Origin of the sequence: Salinispora fenicalii (assembly GCF_000514815.1) — a bacterium.
In the GTDB taxonomy this organism is placed as follows: Bacteria; Actinomycetota; Actinomycetes; order Mycobacteriales; family Micromonosporaceae; genus Micromonospora; species Micromonospora fenicalii.
The window spans coordinates 26,037-46,511 of record NZ_AZWQ01000017.1 but is presented as its reverse complement, the minus strand read 5'-3'; the positions used below and the strand labels follow the sequence as shown (position 1 = coordinate 46,511).

At 68.1% G+C, this 20,475-nt stretch carries 15 protein-coding genes; 7 read left to right on the top strand and 8 right to left on the bottom strand.

The annotated features are described in order from the left end of the window. Window positions 1-11: 11 nt before the first annotated feature. The 4 genes from B116_RS0107105 to fepB form a co-directional block, all read right to left on the bottom strand. Window positions 12-818 carry an ABC transporter ATP-binding protein gene (locus tag B116_RS0107105; RefSeq protein ID WP_027659627.1) on the bottom strand — a complete coding sequence of 269 codons (807 nt, stop codon included), beginning with the start codon at window positions 816-818 and terminating at the stop codon, window positions 12-14. 14 nt (window positions 819-832) lie between these two features. Then, complete coding sequence (locus B116_RS0107100) at window positions 833-1,885, bottom strand: FecCD family ABC transporter permease (protein ID WP_026321594.1); 1,053 nt, start codon at window positions 1,883-1,885, stop codon at window positions 833-835. Further along, entirely contained in the window at window positions 1,882-2,832 is a 951-nt protein-coding gene (locus tag B116_RS0107095; RefSeq protein WP_033665282.1) for a FecCD family ABC transporter permease, read from the bottom strand. Before B116_RS0107095 ends, B116_RS0107100 begins: the two co-directional genes overlap by 4 nt. Before the next feature lie 109 nt (window positions 2,833-2,941). Next, the gene (fepB, locus tag B116_RS0107090) at window positions 2,942-3,934 is read right to left on the bottom strand and encodes a Fe2+-enterobactin ABC transporter substrate-binding protein (RefSeq protein WP_018721610.1); all 993 of its coding nucleotides are present in this window, start codon (window positions 3,932-3,934) and stop codon (window positions 2,942-2,944) included. 248 nt (window positions 3,935-4,182) lie between these two features. Here fepB and B116_RS0107085 point away from each other — a divergent pair, with 248 nt between their 5' ends. Beyond that, window positions 4,183-5,484, top strand: a complete 1,302-nt coding sequence (locus B116_RS0107085) for an autotransporter outer membrane beta-barrel domain-containing protein (protein ID WP_188116004.1) — start codon at window positions 4,183-4,185, stop codon at window positions 5,482-5,484. Window positions 5,485-5,543: 59 nt separating this feature from the next. Continuing rightward, window positions 5,544-8,264 (top strand): asparagine synthase (glutamine-hydrolyzing), encoded by a 2,721-nt coding sequence (asnB, locus tag B116_RS24785; RefSeq protein ID WP_033667395.1) that lies wholly within the window; start codon window positions 5,544-5,546, stop codon window positions 8,262-8,264. Between the two features lie 134 nt (window positions 8,265-8,398). On the opposite strand, the gene B116_RS0107075 is transcribed toward asnB, so the two are convergent. Genes B116_RS0107075 through B116_RS0107060 form a run of 4 tightly spaced genes read right to left on the bottom strand, consistent with a single transcriptional unit; the run spans window position 8,399 to window position 12,148 of the window. After that, window positions 8,399-9,382 (bottom strand): glycine betaine ABC transporter substrate-binding protein, encoded by a 984-nt coding sequence (locus B116_RS0107075; protein WP_026321593.1) that lies wholly within the window; start codon window positions 9,380-9,382, stop codon window positions 8,399-8,401. Window positions 9,383-9,441: 59 nt separating this feature from the next. Continuing rightward, window positions 9,442-10,227 carry an ABC transporter permease gene (locus B116_RS0107070; RefSeq protein WP_018721606.1) on the bottom strand — a complete coding sequence of 262 codons (786 nt, stop codon included), beginning with the start codon at window positions 10,225-10,227 and terminating at the stop codon, window positions 9,442-9,444. Then, a complete protein-coding gene (locus tag B116_RS0107065) occupies window positions 10,224-11,423 on the bottom strand; it encodes an ABC transporter ATP-binding protein (protein ID WP_027659624.1) in 1,200 nt (399 codons plus the stop codon). Before B116_RS0107065 ends, B116_RS0107070 begins: the two co-directional genes overlap by 4 nt. After that, window positions 11,420-12,148 carry an ABC transporter permease gene (locus B116_RS0107060; RefSeq protein WP_018721604.1) on the bottom strand — a complete coding sequence of 243 codons (729 nt, stop codon included), beginning with the start codon at window positions 12,146-12,148 and terminating at the stop codon, window positions 11,420-11,422. Before B116_RS0107060 ends, B116_RS0107065 begins: the two co-directional genes overlap by 4 nt. Window positions 12,149-12,880: 732 nt before the next feature. On the opposite strand from B116_RS0107060, the gene betA reads away from it, so the two are divergent. From betA to B116_RS0107035, 5 genes are all read left to right on the top strand, one after another. Then, a complete protein-coding gene (betA, locus tag B116_RS0107055; protein ID WP_018721603.1) occupies window positions 12,881-14,557 on the top strand; it encodes a choline dehydrogenase in 1,677 nt (558 codons plus the stop codon). A gap of 64 nt (window positions 14,558-14,621) precedes the next feature. After that, entirely contained in the window at window positions 14,622-16,097 is a 1,476-nt protein-coding gene (locus B116_RS0107050; RefSeq protein ID WP_018721602.1) for an aldehyde dehydrogenase family protein, read from the top strand. 167 nt (window positions 16,098-16,264) lie between these two features. Beyond that, window positions 16,265-17,344 carry a quaternary amine ABC transporter ATP-binding protein gene (locus tag B116_RS0107045; RefSeq protein ID WP_027659623.1) on the top strand — a complete coding sequence of 360 codons (1,080 nt, stop codon included), beginning with the start codon at window positions 16,265-16,267 and terminating at the stop codon, window positions 17,342-17,344. Then, entirely contained in the window at window positions 17,344-19,338 is a 1,995-nt protein-coding gene (locus tag B116_RS0107040) for an ABC transporter permease (RefSeq protein WP_018721600.1), read from the top strand. Before B116_RS0107045 ends, B116_RS0107040 begins: the two co-directional genes overlap by 1 nt. A 78-nt stretch (window positions 19,339-19,416) precedes the next feature. Next, window positions 19,417-20,388 carry an ABC transporter substrate-binding protein gene (locus B116_RS0107035; RefSeq protein ID WP_018721599.1) on the top strand — a complete coding sequence of 324 codons (972 nt, stop codon included), beginning with the start codon at window positions 19,417-19,419 and terminating at the stop codon, window positions 20,386-20,388. Window positions 20,389-20,475: the final 87 nt, after the last annotated feature.

Sequence of the window (20,475 nt, the reverse complement as noted above, 5' to 3'; positions counted from 1 at the left end):
CAGCGGTGAGCTCACCCGGCGGCGGAGTCCCGAGCGGCGATCGGGATGACCAGTGGTGTGCCGAAGACCGGGTCGGTGATGACGCGGGCTTCCAGTCGGAAGACGTCGTGCAGCAACTGCTCGGTGAGCACCGTCTTGGGGGCGCCGGTGGCCGCCACCGTGCCGTCCCGCAGCACCACGAGATGGTCGGCGTAGCGCGCGGCCTGATTCAGGTCGTGCAGCACCAGCACCACGGTGCGTCCCTGGTCGCGGTTGAGTCGCCGGCACAGTTCGAGTACCTCGAGTTGGTGCGAGATGTCGAGGTAGGTGGTGGGCTCGTCCAGGAGTAGCACCGGTGTCTCCTGGGCGAGGATCAGCGCGATCCACACCCGCTGCCGTTGGCCGCCGGACAACTCCTCGACGGCGCGGTCCGCCAGCTCCGCCACTCCGGTCGCCGCGAGCGCCCGGGCCACCGCTGCTTCGTCCTCGTGGCTCCACTGCCGCAACATTCGCTGGTGTGGGAACCGGCCACGGCCGACGAGGTCGGCGACGGTGATCCCGGCCGGTGCCGCGGAGGACTGCGGCAGTAGTCCGAGCCGGCGGGCCAGCTCCTTCGGGGTCAGCCGCTGCACGTCCTGGCCGTGGAGCAGTACCTGGCCGGTCTTGGGGCGGAGTAGTCGCGCGAGCGCTCGCAGCAGCGTTGACTTGCCGCACGCGTTCGGGCCGAGGATCACGGTTACCGCGCCGTCCGGAATGGAGACATCAAGATCGTGAGCGACCTGACGTGATTCGTACGCGAGTGTCAGGTGGGCAGCCTCGAGAGCGGGTGGGGAGGTCATGGGGTCCTTCCGGCTCAGACCTGCTTGGCGCGGGTCAGCATCCAGATGAGGTAGAGGCCGCCGATGATGCCGGTGACCCGGCCGATGGGGACCGCGGCGGTGATCGGCAGCAGCCGGGTGACCGTGTCGGCGAGCATCAGCAGGCACCCGCCCATCGCGGCGGCGCTGACCACCGGCATGCGACGCCAACCGGTAAGCCGTACCACGAGTTGCGGCGCGGCCAGGGCGATGAAGGCGATCGGTCCGGCGGCTCCGGTGGCCAGCCCGGCGAGGGCTACCGCGGCGAGCATGAGCAGCACCCGGGTGCGCTCCACCCGGACCCCGAGCTGCTGGGCGAGGTCGTCGCCCATCTCGATCAGCGATGCCCGGCGGGCGAGGGGAAGAACGAGCGGTACGACAACGAGCACACCGACCGTGACCGGCAGGGCGTGCGTCCAGCTACGGGCGTCGAGTGACCCCGACAGCCACAGGTTGGCGGTGAACGCCTGGTCCAGGTCTCCGGTCACGAGCAGCAGGCCATTCACCGCGCCGAGCACAGCGCTCACCCCGATCCCGGTCAGGATCAGCCGGTAGCCACCGGTCACACCGGCCCGGCGGGAAAGCAGGTAGACAACTGCTGCGGTGAGCAGACCTCCGGCGACCGCGCCCAGCGACACTTGTAGGGCGTCGGCCTGGAAGACGACGATCTGCACGATCGCCCCGGTCGCCGCTCCGGTGGTGAAGCCGATGACGTCGGGTGATCCGAGCGCGTTGCGGGACACCGACTGGAAGATGGCTCCGGAGACACCCAGCGCGGCCCCGGCGAAGATCGCGGTGACCACGCGGGGTAGCCGCAGACTCCGGACGACCCGGTCGTGTTGGGCGTTCCCGGACGTGTCGACGACCGCCGCGATCACCTCGCCGAACGAGAGTCGCAGGGTACCGAGCGTCATCGCTGTGACGCCCAGGGCCGCGCCGACGACCAGGAGGACGACCGTGATGGTCACCAGTCGTGGCGAGATCACCAGGGAGGTGTGGCCTACCCGCCACACCTGGCGCCCTTCAGGGAGCGGCCGGGGCGGGGTCACAGCCGTACCATTCGACGTCGCCGCACCAGCAGGACAAAGAACGGACCGCCCAGAATCGAGACCATGATGCCGACGCTCACCTCACCGTTGGCGGGGAGGGCCCGGCCGAGGGTGTCGGCGACGACGATGAGGACGGCGGCGAGCACACCTGAGTAGGGCAGGACCCAGCGGTGGTCCACACCGGCCAGGAGCCGGGCGAGGTGCGGCGCGGCCAGCCCGAGAAAGGCGATCGGCCCGGCCGCGGCCGTCGCCGCGCCGGCGAGCACGATGACGGCGAGGCCCGCGGTCGCCCAGACCCGGGCCGGACGTCCCCCCAGGGACCGGCTGAGCTCTTCGCCGAGGATCGCCGTGTCGAGCGGACGGGCGAGGGCATGGGCGAGCAGGAGTCCGGCGGCGGTGAGCAGGCCGATGGCGATCAGGACGTCGGTGCCGCGACCGGCGAGCGAGCCGACCATCCAGTGTCGGTATCGGTCGTAGACCTGCTCGGCGCTGTTGACAAGTATGAGTTGGGTCAGTGCCATAAGGACGACGGTGAGGGCGGCTCCGGCAAGCACGAGCCGAACCGGGTTGGTGCCGGTGCGTAGGCCGCCGAGCAGGTAGACGACGGCTCCGGCGACCGCCGCGCCGAGGACGCCGAGCCACATGTAGCCCGACGGGTCGGTCACGCCCAGGAACGCGATGCCGGCGGCGATGGCGGTCGCCGCTCCGGCGTTGACGCCCAGCAGGCCCGGCTCTGCCAGCGGGTTGCGGGTGAGCGCCTGCATGACCGCGCCGGCGACACCCAGGCCGCCGCCGACCACGACGGCGAGGAGCGCACGGGGGATGCGCTGATGGACCACGAGGAGGTGCGCCGAGTTGGTCGGATCGAATGCGAATACCGCGTCCCAGGTGGTGGCGAGGGGGATGGCGCGGGTGCCGACGGTGGCGCTGGCGAAGGTGCCGATCACCAGTACGACAGAGAGCAGGAGCAGCCCGGTGCCACGGTGCCACCGGCGTGGGCGGGTGATCGTGCTCCGGACCGGGTGGGGGCGGCCTCGCCCCCACCCGGGTGCCGGGTCAGTTGGCAAAGCGGGCGACGACGCCATCGACGATCTCGGTCGCGCTGTACGGGTCCACCCGGAACGAGTTCGCCCCGAGTCCGTATACCTGGCCCTGCTGGACTGAGGGCACGTTCGCGAGCACCGGGTCCTCGGCGAAGGCCTGTGCGCCCGCGTCGTCCTTGCTGAGGATGAAGGTGGTCTCGGCGGTCAGGGTGGTCAGGTTCTCGTACGCCGTCCAGACGAAGTCTTCGCGAAGTTGGCTTCGGGTGTTCCACTCTGGATTCGGGTCCTCGAGGGTGAACCCCAGGTCGCTGAGGAGGCCGGCCTGGGCGGAACCGCGACGCGCGATCGGGTTGTCTTCCCCGGCACCGTTAAACGAGATCACATTCGCGCTGCCCGCTGGCACCTGGATCTTCGATGCTGCTTCCCGGACGGATTCGTCGAAGGCGGTGACGGTCTGCTCGGCCTCGGTCGCCAAGCCGGTGGCCTGCCCGAGCGTCCCGGCGAGCTCCTGCCAGGTCTGCCCACCGTAGTCGACGACGATCGTCGGGGCGATCGCGCGTAGTTCGTCGATCTGGTCCATCAGCGAATCGGCTCCGGTGGCGGAGACGACGACGAGGTCGGGCGCGTGGGCGTAGACCGCCTCCAGGTCGACCTTCCCGGCGGGCCAGAGGTTGGCGATGTCGCGTTCGTCCGCCACCTCGGCCCATTGGGCGAAGAACTCACCGGTGGCCCCGGAGCCGGAGGCCACCACCGGGGCGTCGAAAGCGAGCAGAGTACCGGTCACCGATACGGAGGTGGAGACGATCGCTTCGGGCTTGCTCGGGATCTCGGTGGTGGAGCCGTCGGGGTTGGTGAAGGTGCGCGGCCACCCGGCGGCCTGGGAGGCGGCCGGTTCCGTGGTGCCGGTGTCGGAGGTGCTGGAGCAGCCGACTGTGGCCAGGACGGCGACGGCGGCGACGGTGATGCCCGCGAGGGTCCGGGCGGGTGAGGGGAAATCGTGCACCATAACGATCCTTGTTCGGGCCGGAGCGCCACACGCTCCCGCAGAATTAGGTTAGGCTAACCTATTTAGCTTCATTGCTTGTCAGCACCCTGTTCGGGGACTAATTTTCGGGTTCATGTTCTTGTGGGGTCTTTGTCGGCTTAGCGTTCGGGTGTCGGCTACCACCGGTTCGGTAGCCGAGGGACACCGCGCCGGGCTGGCCTCGGTCGGCGGCGTTTCTTCGCCGTTCAGGGGAAGGCACCGACACCGCGATGAGGCATCAGGACCACGACCACAGAGGTGGACCGGAGCGACCGGGTGTGAACCGCATCCGGGACCGGCGGTGGTCCGCCCCCGGGTTCGCCGGGGCGGTTGGCCTGGCTCTCGCCCTGGTCGGCCTCGCTGCTGCCCCGGCCGCCGACGCGGTCGGACGCGCCGGCACCGGAGCCGATGAGCAGCAGCGGCCGAAGGGCACCCCGGTCCCCTGTGACGCCGATTTGCTGATCGCCGCGATCACGTCCGCGAACGCCACCGGCGGCGGTGTGTTCGACCTGGCCAAGGAGTGCACCTACCTGCTCACCGCGGACATCGACGGTGCCGGTCTGCCGGCGATCGTCACCCCGATCACCCTCAACGGCGGCAAGAACACCACGATCGAACGCGCCGCCGCCGTGGACGAGTTCCGGATCTTCACCGTCGACACCGGTGGCGACCTCACCCTCAACCACCTGAAGATCACCGGCGGCCAGACCGACGAGGACGGCGGGGGGATCTTCGTAGCCGCCGGTGGTGCCCTCGCCCTTGAGCGCAGCAGGATCGCGCGCAACATCAGCGCCCAGGAGGGCGGCGGTATTCGGAACGCGGGCACCGCCACCGTCCGGGACTCCCACATCGAACGGAACACCGCCGGTGCGAGTGGGGGTGGGGTCGCCAGCACCGGTGCTCTCGAGTTGGACTCCTCCGCCGTGGGCGAGAACGTCAGCGCGAACGGCGGGGGCATCTCCAGCGCCGGGTCCGTGGTCGTCGCCGGCAGTGCGATCACCGGAAACCGGGCAACCTCGGTCATCGGCGGCGGGCTGCTCGCCACCGGAGGCAGCGCCCTGCTCACCGACTCGCACGTGCTTCGTAACTCCTCCAACACCGAGGGCGGCGGGGTCGTCGCCATCTCCGTGCAGCTACACCTGCGGCGGGTCGCTATCGGCGACAACGCGGCCCGCAGCGGGGGTGGCGGACTGATCATCGGCAGTACGTCCTCCGCGACCGTGCAGCAGGGGCTCATCAAGGGCAACACCGCCAACACCGATGGCGGGGGCGTCTTCAACGCCGGAGCGTTGGCGCTGTTCGGCACCGAGGTTCGGGACAATCAAGCCACTCGGGGCGGGGGTGTCTACAACGATGCCGCCGGCGCGCTCGCCCTCTACGGCGCCACGATCACGAAGAACATCGCGGTCGCCGACGGTGGTGGTGTCTTCAACGAGGTTGGTGGAACCGTCGAGCTGAATTCGGCCACCGGCACAGTGGTGATCAAGAATCAGCCGAATAACTGCGTCAATGTCGCCGGCTGTCCGGGCTGAACCGCGGTGAAAACCCCATCAAACAACACGCGAATCGTGAACCCAGAGGTGATCTTCTAATGTGCGGGATAGCAGGATACACCGGTATCAGCGCATTCTGGGGTGAGCCGGTGCTTCGCCGGATGGCCGATGCCCAGGTTCACCGTGGCCCCGACGGAGACGGCTACCTGGCCGACGGGCTGATCGGGTTGGCGCACCGGCGGCTGGCGGTCATCGACCGAGCCGGTGGGAAGCAACCGTTGCACTCGGCGGATGGCCGGTACGTGCTGGTCTACAACGGCGAGGTCTACAACTATCGTGAGCTGCGCGCGGAGTTGAGCGATCTCGGGCATCGATTCGCCACCGAGAGTGACACCGAGGTGGTGCTGACCGCGTGGATCCAATGGGGCCAGGCCGCCTTCGACCGTTTCAACGGAATGTTCGCCCTGGCAATCGCCGATCTGGAGCGTGGCGAGGTGGTGCTGGCCCGGGACCACTTCGGTATCAAACCGCTGTACCTCGCCGACGATGGCGACGGACGGGTCTTCTTCGCTAGTGAGATCCGTCCCCTGTTCGTCACCGGTGCGGTTACGCCCAAGCCCGATGACCGCACCATCTACCGATATCTACGGTTCCGGATCCACGACGACACCCCACGGACGTTCTTCGACGGGGTCACCCGGTTGATGCCGGGGGAGGTCGCCCTGCTCACCTCCGACGGTGCAGTCCAGCGCTCGACCTACACCCGCCTCTACGACGACATGGACGCGCTGGCGGCGGCGCCGACCCCCTATGACCAGGCAGCCCAGCAACGGTTCCGGGCGGCGCTCGATCAAGCGATCCAGGCGCGACTGGTCAGCGACGTTCCGGTCGGCGCGGCCCTCTCCGGTGGCCTGGACTCCTCGACGGTGGTGGCCAGCATTCACCGCATGATGGCCTCCGCCGACGACGCCGCCCGACCGGTTGGTGCGATGCAACAGACCTTCTCCGCGGTCTTCCCGGGGGAACGAAACGACGAGGAGCGCTACGTCGACGCGGTCGCGGCCAACTGCACCGAGACGCTCCAGGTGCACAAGGTGCGGCCGACCCCGGACCGCTTTCTGGTTGATCTGCGGGACTTCATTCGGACCCAGGAAGAACCGGTCATCTCCACCGGACCGTACGCGCAGTACTGCGTGATGCGTGAGGCGAGCCAGCATGTGACGGTGATGCTCGACGGTCAGGGCGCCGACGAACTGCTCGCCGGCTACCTGCCCTACTACCTGGTGCACCTGCGCGGCCTGCGCGGTAGCCGGATGGCCGGAGAACTGCTTCGCTCCGTCGATGTGCTCTGGCGCCTCGGCCGCACCCGGTTGACCGATGTCGTTGGCCGTCGGCGGCGGACACCGATCGCCAACCTGCTGGGTCGGGACTTCACCGAAACCTATCGGGACGAGCGCTTCCCGATGGTGCGCAATGACATCAAGGCCCGGCTGGCCTCTGACCTTTTCCGGCACAGCCTGCCCGCGTTGCTCCGCTACGAGGATCGAAATAGTATGCGATTCTCGATCGAGGGTCGGGTGCCGTTTCTTGATGCCGCGCTGGTGCGTACCGTGTGGTCGTTCGACCCGTCCGCAATTATCCACCACGGATGGAACAAGCGGGCGCTGCGGGACGCGACCATCGACCTGCTGCCCCGATTGGTGAATCGACGCCGCAACAAGATTGGCTTCACCACGCCCGAGGACAGCTGGTTCCAGCGCATCAAGAATGACGTTTATCTGATCTTCGCCTCTCGGTCGTTCGGTGCGCGACCCTACTTCGACCAGCGAGCCGTACTCCAGGCATTCGAGGATTACGTCGCTGGCCGAGGCGGTGTGGAAACCATGACGTTCTGGCGGATGCTCAACGTTGAACTGTGGCTGCGCGAGTTCATCGACTCCCCGCCGACCAGCGAGGCGGTCGGATCAGGGCCGGTGGAGCCGGCCCGGGTCGCCGTCCAGCGGGGTGCCGGTCCGGACACCGACCCGGGCGTAGACCCACAAGCGCTGCCGAAGCCGGACTTCGTGCCCAACCAGGGGAAGGAGTTGCTGACGCCCAGTGGCACCTGGGCCCGGTTTCCGCTGCAGACCGACCTCATCGCGACCGGCGACGATGTTCCCGCGCTCGCCGTCAACCGGGTCGGCGAGTTCTACAAACAGGGGGGCGAGATGCCCCCTGCCACCCAGCAGCTGGCAACCGCCGGTCCCTGGTACCTGTTCGTCAGCGAGAAGGTGGTTGCGGTCGCGCAGGGACGAATATTCAACGTGACCGACATCAGGAGCGGGGCCTGGGCGCGGCTGCTATCGCGCGGCGTCCTGCGCACGCCGTACGGCATTGGGCTGGGGCATCCGGCCACGATGCAGCTAGCCATCCAGGAGGTGGGTCTGCCCCGCATCCTGGCCGCTGCAGCGGCCGGGGCGGCTGGTAAGGCGGTCGGGCGACGGGGGCTGTTCTACCGGATCGCGGGTTCGGCGGCACGTGCCATCGACGGGCCCACCGAATACTCGGCCTACCCGGCGAACGTGTCGGCGAAGCTGGCGCCGCACAATCCGGATCGGGTGGCCCGAGACATCTCGGCGGCGGTCCGGGCGGCCGTGCCCGCCGACTTCGCGGAGCGGTTCGGCGGCACGATTATCATCGATGCCAATGACTTCGGTCAGGATATCTTGGGTCGGGACGCCGATCTACCGGACGCGGTGTTGGTGGAGGCGTTCACCGACAATCCACTCGGCCAGGCCCGCGAGCAGACGCCATTCGCGGTTGTGGTGGCCCAGAACTAGCGTGGGTTGCGGGGCCGAAGTAGCGCCATCGGGTGCGTCACACCGGGTCATACCGGGGGCGAAGCCGGAGCGCCGCCGACGCCACCCGGACGTAGGGGCGGCATCGGCGGCGGTGGTACGGCGGTCGAGGTGCCTTAGCCGATGAAGCCCTCGGCCTTCATCCACTCGGAGACGACCTGGGCCACCGGCTCGCCCTGGACGTCGATCTTCTCGTTGAGCCCGCGGAGGGTGTCGTCGTCGAGCTTGGCGATCACCGGCTCGAGGATCGTCAGGATGGCGCCGTACGACTCGGCGGTCTCGCCGTTGAGGGTGGGAGCCGGGTTGTAGATCGGGAAGAAGCTCTGGTCATCCTCCAGCACCCGCAGGTTCAGGTGGCTGATCCGGCCGTCGGTGGTGAAGACCTCGCCGAAGTTGCAGGCCTCACCCTTCTTCGTCTCGGTGTAGACGACGCCGGTGTCGACGACCTTGACGTTGTCCGCCGGGATGTCCATCCCGTACGCCGCGGTCATTCCGGGCCAGCCGTCGTTACGCCCGACGAACTCGGTCTCCAGGCAGAACGTCGCCTCCTGCGGGTTGCTCTTGGCGAACTCGGCCAGGTCAGAGACGGTCGTGAGGTTCCACTCCGCCGCCTTCTCCTCCCGTAGCGCGATGGCGTAGGTGTTGTTCGCGGGAGCGTACGCCCCCCAGACCACGTTGTTCTTCTCCTTGTCCTCCTTGACCACGGCCGCGTACTGCTCGGCGGAGTCCTGGATCGGGTCCGTGTGGTCGAGGTAGGTGATCCACGCCGTACCGGTGTAGTCCCAGTAGACGTCGACGTCGCCGCTGAGCAGTGCCTTGCGGACGTTGACCGAGCCCTTGATGTTGGTCTGGTCCTCGACCTCAGCGCCGGCGGCGGTCAGCGCCTGCATCGTGATGTGCCCGAAGACGATGTTCTCGGTGAAGTCCTTGGAACCGACGACGATGGTCTGTCCCTTGAGGGTGGCGTCCTCCTTGATCGATCCCTCGCCGACCGCGACGTCGGTGCCGGAGTCTTCAGTCGTCACCGAGCAGCCGGTGAGCGCGAGGGCGACCACCGCGGAACCGGCCATCAGGCGGGTGAGTGCAGTTCGATTTCGCATCGTTACCTTCCTTGGGTAGTGCGAGTGTCGGGTGGTGGGTAGGTGTGTGATGACGCCGTTCAGTCGAGCCCACGGGGCCGGAGCAGGTCGGAGATCACTCCGCCCAGCCAGTCCAGCGTCAACGCCAGGGTCGCGGTCAGGACGGCTCCGGTGACGAGGACTGTCTCGCGTTGGAGCTTGATCCCGGTCACGATCAGCGAGCCCAGACCTCCGGCGCTAATGAACGTGGCGAGGGTGGCCACGCCGACGGCGAGGACGAGTGCGGTCCGCACCCCGGCGAGGATCACGGGAACGGCCAACGGCAGTTCGATCCGGAGCAGGACGGCCAGCGGCGACATACCGATGCCCCGTCCCGCCTCGATGAGATGGCGGTCCACCTGGTTGATCCCGACGATGGTGTTCTGGAGTACCGGGAGGACGGAGTAGGCGACCAGGCAGATCAACGTGGTCGAGAAGCCGATGCCGAGGTAGATGCTCAACAGGACGAGCAGCCCGATCGCCGGAGTCGCCTGGCCGATGTTGGCCAGGCCGGTGGCGAACGGAGCCAGCCACCGCATGGACGGACGGGTGAGCAGGATGCCACCCCCACCGGCGATCGCCACGACGAGCACGGTGGTCAGTGCGGTGAGCGTCACATGCTCACCGACCGCCCGCAGTAGTTCGCTAGTTTTCAGCGCGCGCTGTTCGATGTCGTCCAGATCCGTGGCGTTGACCCAGAGGTAGGTGCCGAGCAGCACCACCGCGAGGATCGCCGGCATCGTGGCGTGTCGCCGCAGCAGCCCGTGCCAGCGGGACGGCGGAGTGAGTACGGTCTCCTCGGCCCGGATCTGGGTGGCGCTGCTCATCGCTGCTCCGGGGTGAGCTCGGCGGCGGGGGCCGCACCCGCACGCTGGTCGGGGACCCCGGCGCCCGGCTCCTCCGGCTCTGGCGTGTGGTGGATCACCTGCATCAGGCCGTCGAGCGTCACCGTGCCGGCGTAGCGACCGTGCTCGTCCACCACGACCGCGGCGCCGTCGCGAGAGGCGAGCATCGCGTCCAGGGCGTCGCGGAGCGTCGCCTGTGGCTCGACCGTCGTCACCGTCTGGCCGGCCCCCGCGAGAGCGCCCGCGTCAGTGGTCAGATCATGGGCGTTGACCCAGCGCAGCGGCCTATTGTCGGCGTCCACGGTCAACGCTGACGAGCCTTCGGCCTGCTCCAGCTGGCGCTTCGCGCCGTTGGTGGCCTTGTCCGGCGCGATCAGCGGGACGTCTTCCCACGTGATCGCGTCGACCCGGCGCAGGTCGAGTTGCTTGAGCCGGGCACCGCGACCGATGAACTGGGCCACGGTGCTGTCGGCGGGATTCGCCAGCAGGTTTTCCGGGGTGTCGAACTGCCTAATCTTGGACCTGTCGCCGAGGACGGCGATCCGCGTGCCCATCTTGATCGCCTCGTCGAAGTCGTGCGTGACGAAGACGATGGTCTTGCGCAACTGCTCCTGCAGGCGGAGGAACTCGTTCTGCAGCCGGTCCCGGGTCATCGGGTCGGTGGCGCCGAAGGGCTCGTCCATCAGCATCACCGGGGGATCCGCGGCGAGCGCGCGGGCCACCCCGACGCGCTGCTGCTGTCCGCCGGAGAGCTGGCGGGGCAGCCGGTTGCGGTAGATGGCCGGTTCGAGGCCGACGAGGTGGAGGAGTTCGTCGGCCCGGGCCTCGATCCGCTTGCGGTCCCAGCCGAGCATCCTCGGCACCAGCCCGACGTTGGTGGCGACGCTCATGTGCGGGAAGAGCCCCACCTGTTGAATGACGTAGCCGATCTGCCGACGCAGGTCGTTGCCGTCCAGCGCGGTCACGTCCGTGCCGTCGATGAGAATCCGGCCGCTGCTGGGCTCGATCAACCGGTTGATCATTTTCATGGTCGTGGTCTTGCCGCAGCCGGAGGGGCCGACCAAGACGATGATCTCGCCCTGCTGGATCGTCATCGACATGTTCTCGACGACCGGGGCCTTCTGTCCCCGGTAGAACTTGCTGACCTGCTGCAGGTCGATCATTACGTCGCGGCTCATTCTCGGCCTCCGAGGGAGGGGGAAGGGACTGCTGTGGCGGGCGTGAGCGCCGGCCGGCGCGCCAGCCGGGGGCGGAACAGCTTCGGTCGTTGCCCGGCCTGGGTGAGCTTGCCCAACAGCGCGAGGGCGAAGTCGACGGTGAGCGCCAGCACAATGACGCCGACGGTTCCGACTAGAGCCTGGTTCAGGGAGTTCACCCCGCCGAGGTTGGCCAGGCCGGAGAAGATCTGGTTGCCCAGCCCCGGGCCTCCGACGTAGGCCCCGATCGCGGCGATCCCCATCGTCATCTGGGTGGACACCCGAATCCCGGTCAGGATGACCGGCCAGGCGAGTGGGATCTCTACAGTGGCCAGAGATCGGAGTCGGCTCATGCCGATTCCCCGCGCGGCCTCGGTCAGGGCTGGGTCGATCTCGCTCAGACCCACAATGGTGTTCCGAAGGATCGGCAGCAGGGCGTACATGGTGAGGGCCACCAGGGTGGGCGCGTAGCCCAGCCCGAGTGGTGCGATCAGGAGGCCGAGTAGTGCGAACGACGGGATGGTCAGCATGGCCGCGGCCACACCCGTCGCGAGGGCCCGGGCGCGTGGGTTGCGGTAGGTCCAGAGGGCGATCAAGACGCCGATGACCGTCGCCAGGGCGACGGACATCAGCACAATTGTCGCGTGTTCAAGGGTCTGTGCGAGTAACAGCTCACGCCGACTTTGTAGATATTCGAGGAAGGTCATGTGTCACCTGTCACCTCCTGCTGTGGCATTCGTGGCCCTGGGATCAAGGAGCGGCTGGATGGGCCGTAGCGAAAGCGGGTTAGCCATCGGCGAGCGGTGATTGGCCGATGGCGGCAAAGGGGGTTCCGACCAGGGGCTGAACCGCGACTCAGGGAGCCCGGGCCCGCGTCGGTTCGAAGCCGCCGTCCTCCCTTGCCTCGTCAATTTGGAGCACAATCTTAACTCAACGTCACACCAGGGACTGGACGCCCTCGCGGGCATCGAGTGTGGGATGTGGGATAGAGGGGGCGAAACGCGCTGATGGCGCCCGTCGATCTGTGCCCTCAGTTGCCGTCGCGCCGGCGGGGCGTCGCGGTGCCGAGGTGTCTCGATGGCGAGGTGTCCGCCCTCGCGGTGGCTGGGGTGGTCGTTCCGCGCTGTCCCGATTTGGTCCGCATGGGTGCAAGAACGTTATCTTGTGTTCCTCGTCCTGTGATCTCTTCCGTATGTGCAGGTCAGGGGTGTGTGGGTTGGCGGGCTGCCGTAGAACGCGAGGTAAGGTTGCATCCCTGCACGCATCCGGTTCGACCCCCGAACCGGTCGGGAGCGCGCGGCCGGTCGGGAGCCGGTGCGGACGTACCGGACTGACGCGACTGTGGAGTGACGTGCGCCATGCCCCCAAGTCGCCGAGTCGTCCTGTCGTCATGCCCGGGTTCGACGAGTTCCGCGACCAGTTAAGTGAGGTGAGTGGAAGTGACAACCCAGCGTTACGATTTCGTCATCGTTGGTGGTGGTTCTGCCGGTAGCGCGCTCGCCGACCGGATCTCCGCCGATCCGGGCAACCGGGTTTTGGTTCTGGAGGCAGGTCGTCCTGACTATCCGTGGGACGTCTTCATCCACATGCCGGCGGCGCTGCCGTTCCCGATCGGGAGCCGGTTCTACGACTGGAAGTACAACTCGGAGCCGGAGCCGCACATGCACGGGCGGCGCATCTACCACGCCCGGGGCAAGGTGCTGGGTGGGTCGAGCAGCATCAACGGGATGATCTTCCAGCGGGGCAACCCGATGGACTACGAGCGGTGGGGCGCCGACCCGGGCATGGAGACCTGGGACTTCGCCCACTGTCTGCCGTACTTCAACAAGATGGAATCCGCCCTGGGGGCGGATCCGGACGACCCGTTCCGTGGCCACGACGGCCCGCTGGTGTTGGAGCGTGGCTCCGCGGACAACCCGGTGATCCAGGCCATGCTCGCGGCGGCGGAGCAGGCCGGCCACCCGCGCACCACCGACGTCAACGGTGTGCAGCAGGAGGGTTTCGCCCCGTTCGACCGGAACGTTCGCCGGGGTCGGCGGTTCTCCGCGGCCCAGGCCTACCTGCGTCCGGCGATGAAGCGACCCAACCTCGAGGTACGTACCCGCGCGTTCGTCACCCGCGTCATCTTCCAGGGCACCCGCGCCGTGGGCGTCGAATACACCCGTGGCCGGGGAACGACCCCACACCGGGTGTACGCCAACGAGGTGATCCTCAGCGGTGGCGCGATCAACACGCCGCAGTTGCTGCAACTCTCCGGCGTGGGCAACGCCGACGAACTGCGCGGCCTGGGCATCGACACCGTCGCGAACCTGCCCGGGGTGGGCGAGAACCTGCAGGATCACCTGGAGGTCTACATCCAGCACGCCTGCACCCAGCCAGTGACGATCCAGCCCTACCTGAACTGGCGGTACGCGCCGTGGATCGGCGCCAAGTGGCTGTTCGGACGGACGGGCCTGGGCGCCACCAACCACTTCGAGGCGGGCGGCTTCGTCCGGAGCAACGACACCGTCGACTACCCGAACCTCATGTTCCACTTCCTGCCGATCGCGGTCCGCTACGACGGCTCCTCTCCCTCCAGCGGCCACGGCTACCAGGTGCACATCGGGCCGATGTACTCCGACGCCCGCGGTACGGTCAAGATCGTCAACCGTGATCCTCGGGTGCACCCGGCCCTACGGTTCAACTACCTCTCCACCGAGCAGGATCGACGGGAATGGGTGGAGGCGGTCCGGGTGACCCGCGACATCCTCGGCCAGTCGGCGTTGGCGCCGTTCAGCGGTGGTGAGATCTCCCCCGGGCCCGAGGTCCAGACCGACGAGGAAATCCTCGACTGGGTCGCCCGCGAGGGTGAGACCGCGCTGCACCCGTCCTGCACGGCCAAGATGGGGACCGACGACATGTCTGTGGTGAACCCCACCGACATGTCGGTGCACGGGGTGACCGGGTTGCGGGTGGTGGACGCGTCGGTGATGCCGTACGTCACCAACGGGAACATCTACGCCCCGGTAATGATGGTCGCCGAGAAGGCGGCGGACCTCATCCTGGGCAACACGCCGTTGGCGCCGTTGCCGCTCGACTACTACCGACACGACCGCGGTTCGTCGGCGGTGGCATGATGCCGCGTCGCGAAGGCAGAGCTGAGCCAGGAAACCACTCGACGAGTGCATCGGGGAGTTGCGCGTGAAGGACCTCTACATTGATGGAGAGTGGCGGGAGTCGGTAGCCGGCGGGCACCGGGAGATCCGCTGCCCGGCCGACGGCACCTCGGTGGCCACCGTCACCGAGGGGACCCGGGACGACACGATCGCGGCGATCCGCGCGGCGCGGAAGGCGTTCGACGAGGGGCCGTGGCCGTGGCCGAAGACCCCGGCCGGCGAACGCGGTGCGCTGCTGCACCGCGTCGCTGACCTCCTCCAGCGGGACAAGCAGAAGTTCGCCCGCGCGGAGTCGCTCGACACCGGTAAACGGCTGGTGGAGAGCGAGTACGACATCGACGACGTGACCGCCTGCTTCCGGTACTACGCGGGCCTCGCCGACGCCGATGGCGGACGCGTCGTGGACACCGGGCGCAGCGACGCGATCAGTCGGGTCGAGTACGAGCCGATCGGTGTGTGCGGGCTGATCACGCCCTGGAACTACCCGTTGCTGCAGACCTCGTGGAAGGTCGCCCCGGCGCTCGCCGCCGGAAACACCTTCGTCCTCAAGCCCAGCGAACTAACCCCCTCGACCGCGATCCTGCTGATGCGGCTGCTGGACGAGGCCGGGCTGCCGCCGGGCGTGGCCAACCTGGTCCTCGGCGCCGGCGCCGAGGTCGGCGCGCCGCTGGCCGAGCACCCGGACGTGGACCTGGTCTCGTTCACCGGAGGCCTGCAGACCGGGCGCGGCCTGATGGCCGCAGCAGCGGCGACGGTGAAGCGGGTGACGCTCGAACTCGGCGGCAAGAACCCGAACGTCGTCTTCGCCGACGCCGACTTCGACGCCGCCGTGGACTTCGCGCTGACCGCGGTGTTCCTGCACTCGGGTCAGGTCTGCTCGGCCGGTACCCGGCTCGTGGTCGAGGAGTCCATCCACGACGCCTTCGTGGACGCGGTCGTGGATCGCGCCCGCCGGATTCGCCTCGGCGGTCCCTTCGACACCGCCGCGGAGACCGGTCCGCTGATCTCCGCCGCCCATCTGTCCAAGGTGGAGTCGTACGTCGCCGCCGGAATCGCCGAAGGCGCGGTGCTGCGCTGTGGCGGCCGTCGCCCCGACGAGGAGCGCTTCGCCAACGGCTTCTACTACCTACCGACGGTGCTCGACGGCTGCCGTGGGGACATGTCCGTCGTCCGCGAGGAGTCCTTCGGCCCGGTCCTCACCGTGGAGACCTTCACCGACGAGGACGAGGCGGTCCGCATCGCCAACGACACCCACTACGGCCTCGCCGGCGCGGTGTGGACCAGCGACGCCAGCCGGGCCCAGCGGGTCGCGCAGCGGCTGCGGCACGGCACCGTCTGGATCAACGACTACCACCCGTACGTACCCAAGGCGGAGTGGGGCGGTTTCCGGCAGTCCGGCAACGGCCGCGAGCTGGGCCCGACCGGGCTCAACGAGTACCGGGAAATGAAGCACATCTGGCAGAACACCGATCCCCGTCCGCAGCACTGGTTCCGCGGCTAGCGCCCCCACGCCATCCCGTAACCGTCGCCCGAGGAAAGAGACGAGTTAGCCATGTCTGTCCCAACCGACTATCACCGCCGTCCCGGCGGGCCCATCCCCGCGTACGCACTCCGGTGCTGCACGGGCCTGCCGAGGGCGCGGAGCAACGACCGGGCGGTGTGGGCATCATGAGTACGGATACGGCCGTTGAGCCGCGCGGGCAGGTCAACGATCACCAGACTCCGGTGATCTCGGTCCGGAACCTGTGGAAGGTGTTCGGCCCGAACGCGGAGCGGGTGCCCGGCTCGGCCGAGCTCGCGGCGCTGTCCCGGCGGGAGCTACGGGAGCGGGCCCGGTGCACCGCCGCGGTGCGGGAGGTGTCGTTCGACGTCGCGCCCGGTGAGGTCTTCGTCGTGATGGGGCTCTCCGGCTCCGGCAAGTCCACGCTGGTGCGCTGCCTGACCCGGCTGATCGAGCCGACCGCGGGGGAGGTGGTCTTCGAGGGCGAGGACATCCTGCGCGCCGACAAGAAGCGGCTGCGGGAACTCCGTCGCCGTAAGTTCTCGATGGTCTTCCAGCACTTCGGTCTCCTGCCGTACCGAACGGTGGTCGACAACGTCGGGTATGGACTGGAGATCCGGGGTGCCGGCCGCGCCGAGCGGATCCGCCGGGCGACCGAGGTCATCGAGCTGGTGGGCCTCGACGGCTACGAGCACTCGTACCCGGACCAGCTCTCCGGTGGTATGCAGCAGCGCGTCGGGTTGGCGCGGGCGTTGGCCGGTGACCCGGACGTGCTCTTCTTCGACGAGCCGTTCTCCGCGCTGGACCCGCTGATCCGCCGTGACATGCAGAACGAGGTCATCCGGCTGCACCGCCAGGTCGGCAAGACGATGGTCTTCATCACGCACGACCTCTCCGAGGCGCTCAAGCTCGGCGACCGGATCCTGCTCATGCGCGACGGCAACGTGGTGCAGGCCGGGACCGGGGACGAGCTGGTTGGGGCGCCGGCCGACGACTATGTGCGCGACTTCGTCCAGGACGTGCCCCGCGCCGACGTGCTCACCCTGCGGTGGATCATGCGTCCGTCCCGGGACACCGACCAGCTGGACGGCCCCGAGCTGGGTCCGGGTGTGATCGTGCGGGACGCGGTCCGCACGGTGCTCGCCGCCGACCGACCGGTGCGGGTCGTCGAGAACGGGGAACTGCTGGGCGTGGTCGGCCATGCGGAGGTCCTCGACATTGTCGCCGGCAATCAGGTAGGCGCCTAATGGCCACGACGACCATGACCGGCTCGTCAACGCGGACCACCCCACGTCGACGAATCACCAAGCCGCTCGCGGTGGTGGGTCTGCTCGCGCTCTGGCTCGTCGCCTGGACCCTGCTGCGCGGCCAGGACATGTTGGAGCTGCCCCGGGCCACGCTGACCGATCTGCACCACTGGCTCAACGACGTCAACGACTCGGTCGGCGCCAGCCGGAACAGCAGCCCGATCTTCCTGTACTTCTTCAACGAGATTCGCGCGGTGATGGACGCGCTGGTGACCTTCGTCCAGGGGCTCATCGCGCAACCGGCGTACGCGCGGCCGGTGCCGGTGCTCGGGTGGCTGGGTGTGGTCGCGCTCGTCTCCTACGCCTCCTGGGCGTTCGCCAACTGGCGGGTGGCGCTGCTCGCCGCGGGCGGGTTCATTCTCTTCGGCCTGCAGGGGCTGTGGCAGGAGAGCATGGACACGCTGGCGCTGACGTTGGTAGCGGTCTTCGTGTCCCTGTTGTTCGGTATTCCGCTGGGCATTCTGGCCGGCGTGTCGGACCGGTTCCACCGGTTGATCACCCCGGTGTTGGACCTCATGCAGACGATGCCCACCTTCGTCTACCTCGCGCCGCTGACCCTGGTCTTCCTGATCGGCCCGGCCTCCGCGACGATCGCGACTCTGATCTACGCCATGCCGCCGGCGATCCGGATCACCGCGCACGGGATCCGTTCCGTGCCCGCACCGCCGGTGGAAGCCACCGACTCGTTCGGAGCGACCCGGCGGCAGCGGCTGACCAAGGCGCTGCTGCCGCTGTCGAAGCGGACGATCGTGCTCGGCGTCAACCAGACGATCATGGCAGCCCTGGCGATGGTGACCGTCGCGGCCCTGATCGACGCTCCTGGCCTCGGTAAGACGGTGATCAAGGCCCTGCAGACCACCGACGTCGGTACCGCGTTTAACGCCGGTGTCGCGATCGTGGTGATGGCGATCGTTCTGGACCGCGTCACCACGGCGGCCAGTGTCCGCGCCGAGCAGGGGGGCGGCGAACCCAATCCCCGGATCCGCCGGCTGCTCCTGGCCGGGTTCGGGCTGGTCGCGGCGGTCTGCTCGTACCTGTCCTACACCTACCTGTGGGCCTCCGAGTTCCCCGAGGGCGGCCAGCTCGGCGAGTACCTGTCGCAGGGGGCCACCACGGTGACGACGTGGGCGCAGCACAACCTCGCGGACGTGACCGCGGCGGTGAAGGACGGCGTGACCATCGCGTTGCTCAACCCGTTGGAGGCGCTGCTGGCGGAGTCGCCCTGGTGGCTGATGGGTGCGGTGATCGTGATACTCGCCGCGCTGATCGGTAACCTGCGTGCCGCCGCCGTCGCCGCGGTCTGTGTGGGGCTGCTGGTCGGCACTGGGCTCTGGAACGCCAGCATGATCACTCTGGCCATGACGCTCGTGGCCACGCTGTTGGTGGTAGCGCTGGGAGTGGTCATCGGCGTGTGGATGGGTCGGAGTAGCCGGGCCGATCGGGTCATCCGGCCGGTCTTGGACGCCGGACAGACCATGCCGGCCTTCGTCTACCTGATCCCGGTCGTCGCTCTCTTCTCGGTGAGCCGTTTCAGCGCGATCGTCGCCGGTGTCGTCTACGCCGCGCCGGTTGCCATCAAGATCGTTGCGGACGGGGTGCGCGCCATTCCGGAGTCGACGGTGGAGGCGGCTACCGCCGCGGGCTCCAACACCTGGCAGACCATCACGAAGGTCCAGCTGCCGATGGCGCGGCAGTCGTTGCTGCTCGCCACCAACCAGGGGCTTATCTACGTGCTGTCGATGGTGGTCATTGGTGGCCTCGTCGGGGCCGGTGCGCTCGGCTACGAGGTCGTCGCTGGCTTCTCGCAGGGGCAGCTCTACGGCAAGGGCCTGGCGGCGGGCGTCGCGATCGTCGTACTCGGGATCATGCTTGACCGGATCGCGCGGGCTGCCGCGCAGCGGTCGGACCGTGCCCCCAGCCCCAACCACACGTGACTCATCCGCGGTTCTGGTTCGCCGGAACCGCGGAATCGGAGTTGACCGATGAACAACACCTTTGGAGGGTGACAGTAAATGAGATCCATTGTCAGTAAGAGGGTCCTGGCGGGCGTTTCGCTCTCCACGGTGGCGGCGCTCGCGCTCACCGCGTGCGGTGGGTCCAAGATCGAGTCGACCGAGGCCGCCGACTCGGGCGACTGTGGCACCTTCACCATCGCGATCAACCCCTGGGTCGGGTACGAGGCGAACGCGGCCGTCATCGCCCACGTCGCCGAGACCGAACTCGGCTGCAAGGTCGTCAAGAAGGACCTCAAGGAGGAGATCGCCTGGCAGGGCTTCGGCACCGGCCAGGTGGACGCGATCGTGGAGAACTGGGGCCACGACGACCTCAAGAAGAAGTACATCGAGGACCAGAAGACCGCGGTGAACGCCGGTTCGACCGGTGTCGAGGGGGTCATCGGCTGGTACGTGCCGCCATGGATGGCCGAGGAGTACCCCGACATCACCGACTGGAACAACCTGAACAAGTACGCCTCCCTCTTCGAGACCACGGAGTCCGGCGGCAAGGGGCAGCTGCTCGACGGTGACCCGTCCTTCGTCACCAACGACGAAGCCCTCGTCAAGAACCTGGGGCTGGACTACCAGGTGGTCTACGCGGGCAGCGAGCCGGCCCTGATCCAGGCGTTCCGTCAGGCGGAGGAGAAGAAGGAGCCGGTGCTCGGCTACTTCTACGACCCGCAGTGGTTCCTCTCCGAGATCGAGCTGGTGAAGGTTGACCTGCCCGAGTACCAGGAGGGCTGCGACGCCGACCCGGAGAAGGTCGCCTGCGACTACCCGGTGTACGACCTCGACAAGATCGTGAGCAAGTCGTTCGCCGACGCCAACGGGCCCGCCTACCAGCTGGTCGACAACTTCAACTGGACCAACGAGGACCAGAACGTGGTGGCCCGGTACATCGCCCAGGACAACATGTCGCCGGAGGAGGCGGCTGAGAAGTGGGTCGAGGCCAACCAGGACAAGGTTGAGGCCTGGCTGCCGCAGAGCTGACCACCTCGCAACACCCGTGCGGTGGCGCCGGTACGCACCGGCGCCACCGCACAGCTCTTTGCTCGACTCCCTGCCTTCCGGCACCCC

Bases quoted from the DNA above. Each gene is read 5' to 3' on its own strand.
- fepB (WP_018721610.1), bottom strand. From the start codon at position 3,934: ATGGTGCACGATTTCCCCTCACCCGCCCGGACCCTCGCGGGCATCACC.
- B116_RS0107040 (WP_018721600.1), top strand. From the start codon at position 17,344: ATGGCCACGACGACCATGACCGGCTCGTCAACGCGGACCACCCCACGT.
- B116_RS0107105 (WP_027659627.1), bottom strand. From the start codon at position 818: ATGACCTCCCCACCCGCTCTCGAGGCTGCCCACCTGACACTCGCGTAC.
- B116_RS0107075 (WP_026321593.1), bottom strand. From the start codon at position 9,382: ATGCGAAATCGAACTGCACTCACCCGCCTGATGGCCGGTTCCGCGGTG.
- B116_RS0107065 (WP_027659624.1), bottom strand. From the start codon at position 11,423: ATGAGCCGCGACGTAATGATCGACCTGCAGCAGGTCAGCAAGTTCTAC.
- asnB (WP_033667395.1), top strand. From the start codon at position 5,544: ATGTGCGGGATAGCAGGATACACCGGTATCAGCGCATTCTGGGGTGAG.
- B116_RS0107035 (WP_018721599.1), top strand. From the start codon at position 19,417: ATGAGATCCATTGTCAGTAAGAGGGTCCTGGCGGGCGTTTCGCTCTCC.
- B116_RS0107085 (WP_188116004.1), top strand. From the start codon at position 4,183: ATGAGGCATCAGGACCACGACCACAGAGGTGGACCGGAGCGACCGGGT.
- B116_RS0107070 (WP_018721606.1), bottom strand. From the start codon at position 10,227: ATGAGCAGCGCCACCCAGATCCGGGCCGAGGAGACCGTACTCACTCCG.
- B116_RS0107060 (WP_018721604.1), bottom strand. From the start codon at position 12,148: ATGACCTTCCTCGAATATCTACAAAGTCGGCGTGAGCTGTTACTCGCA.
- B116_RS0107045 (WP_027659623.1), top strand. From the start codon at position 16,265: ATGAGTACGGATACGGCCGTTGAGCCGCGCGGGCAGGTCAACGATCAC.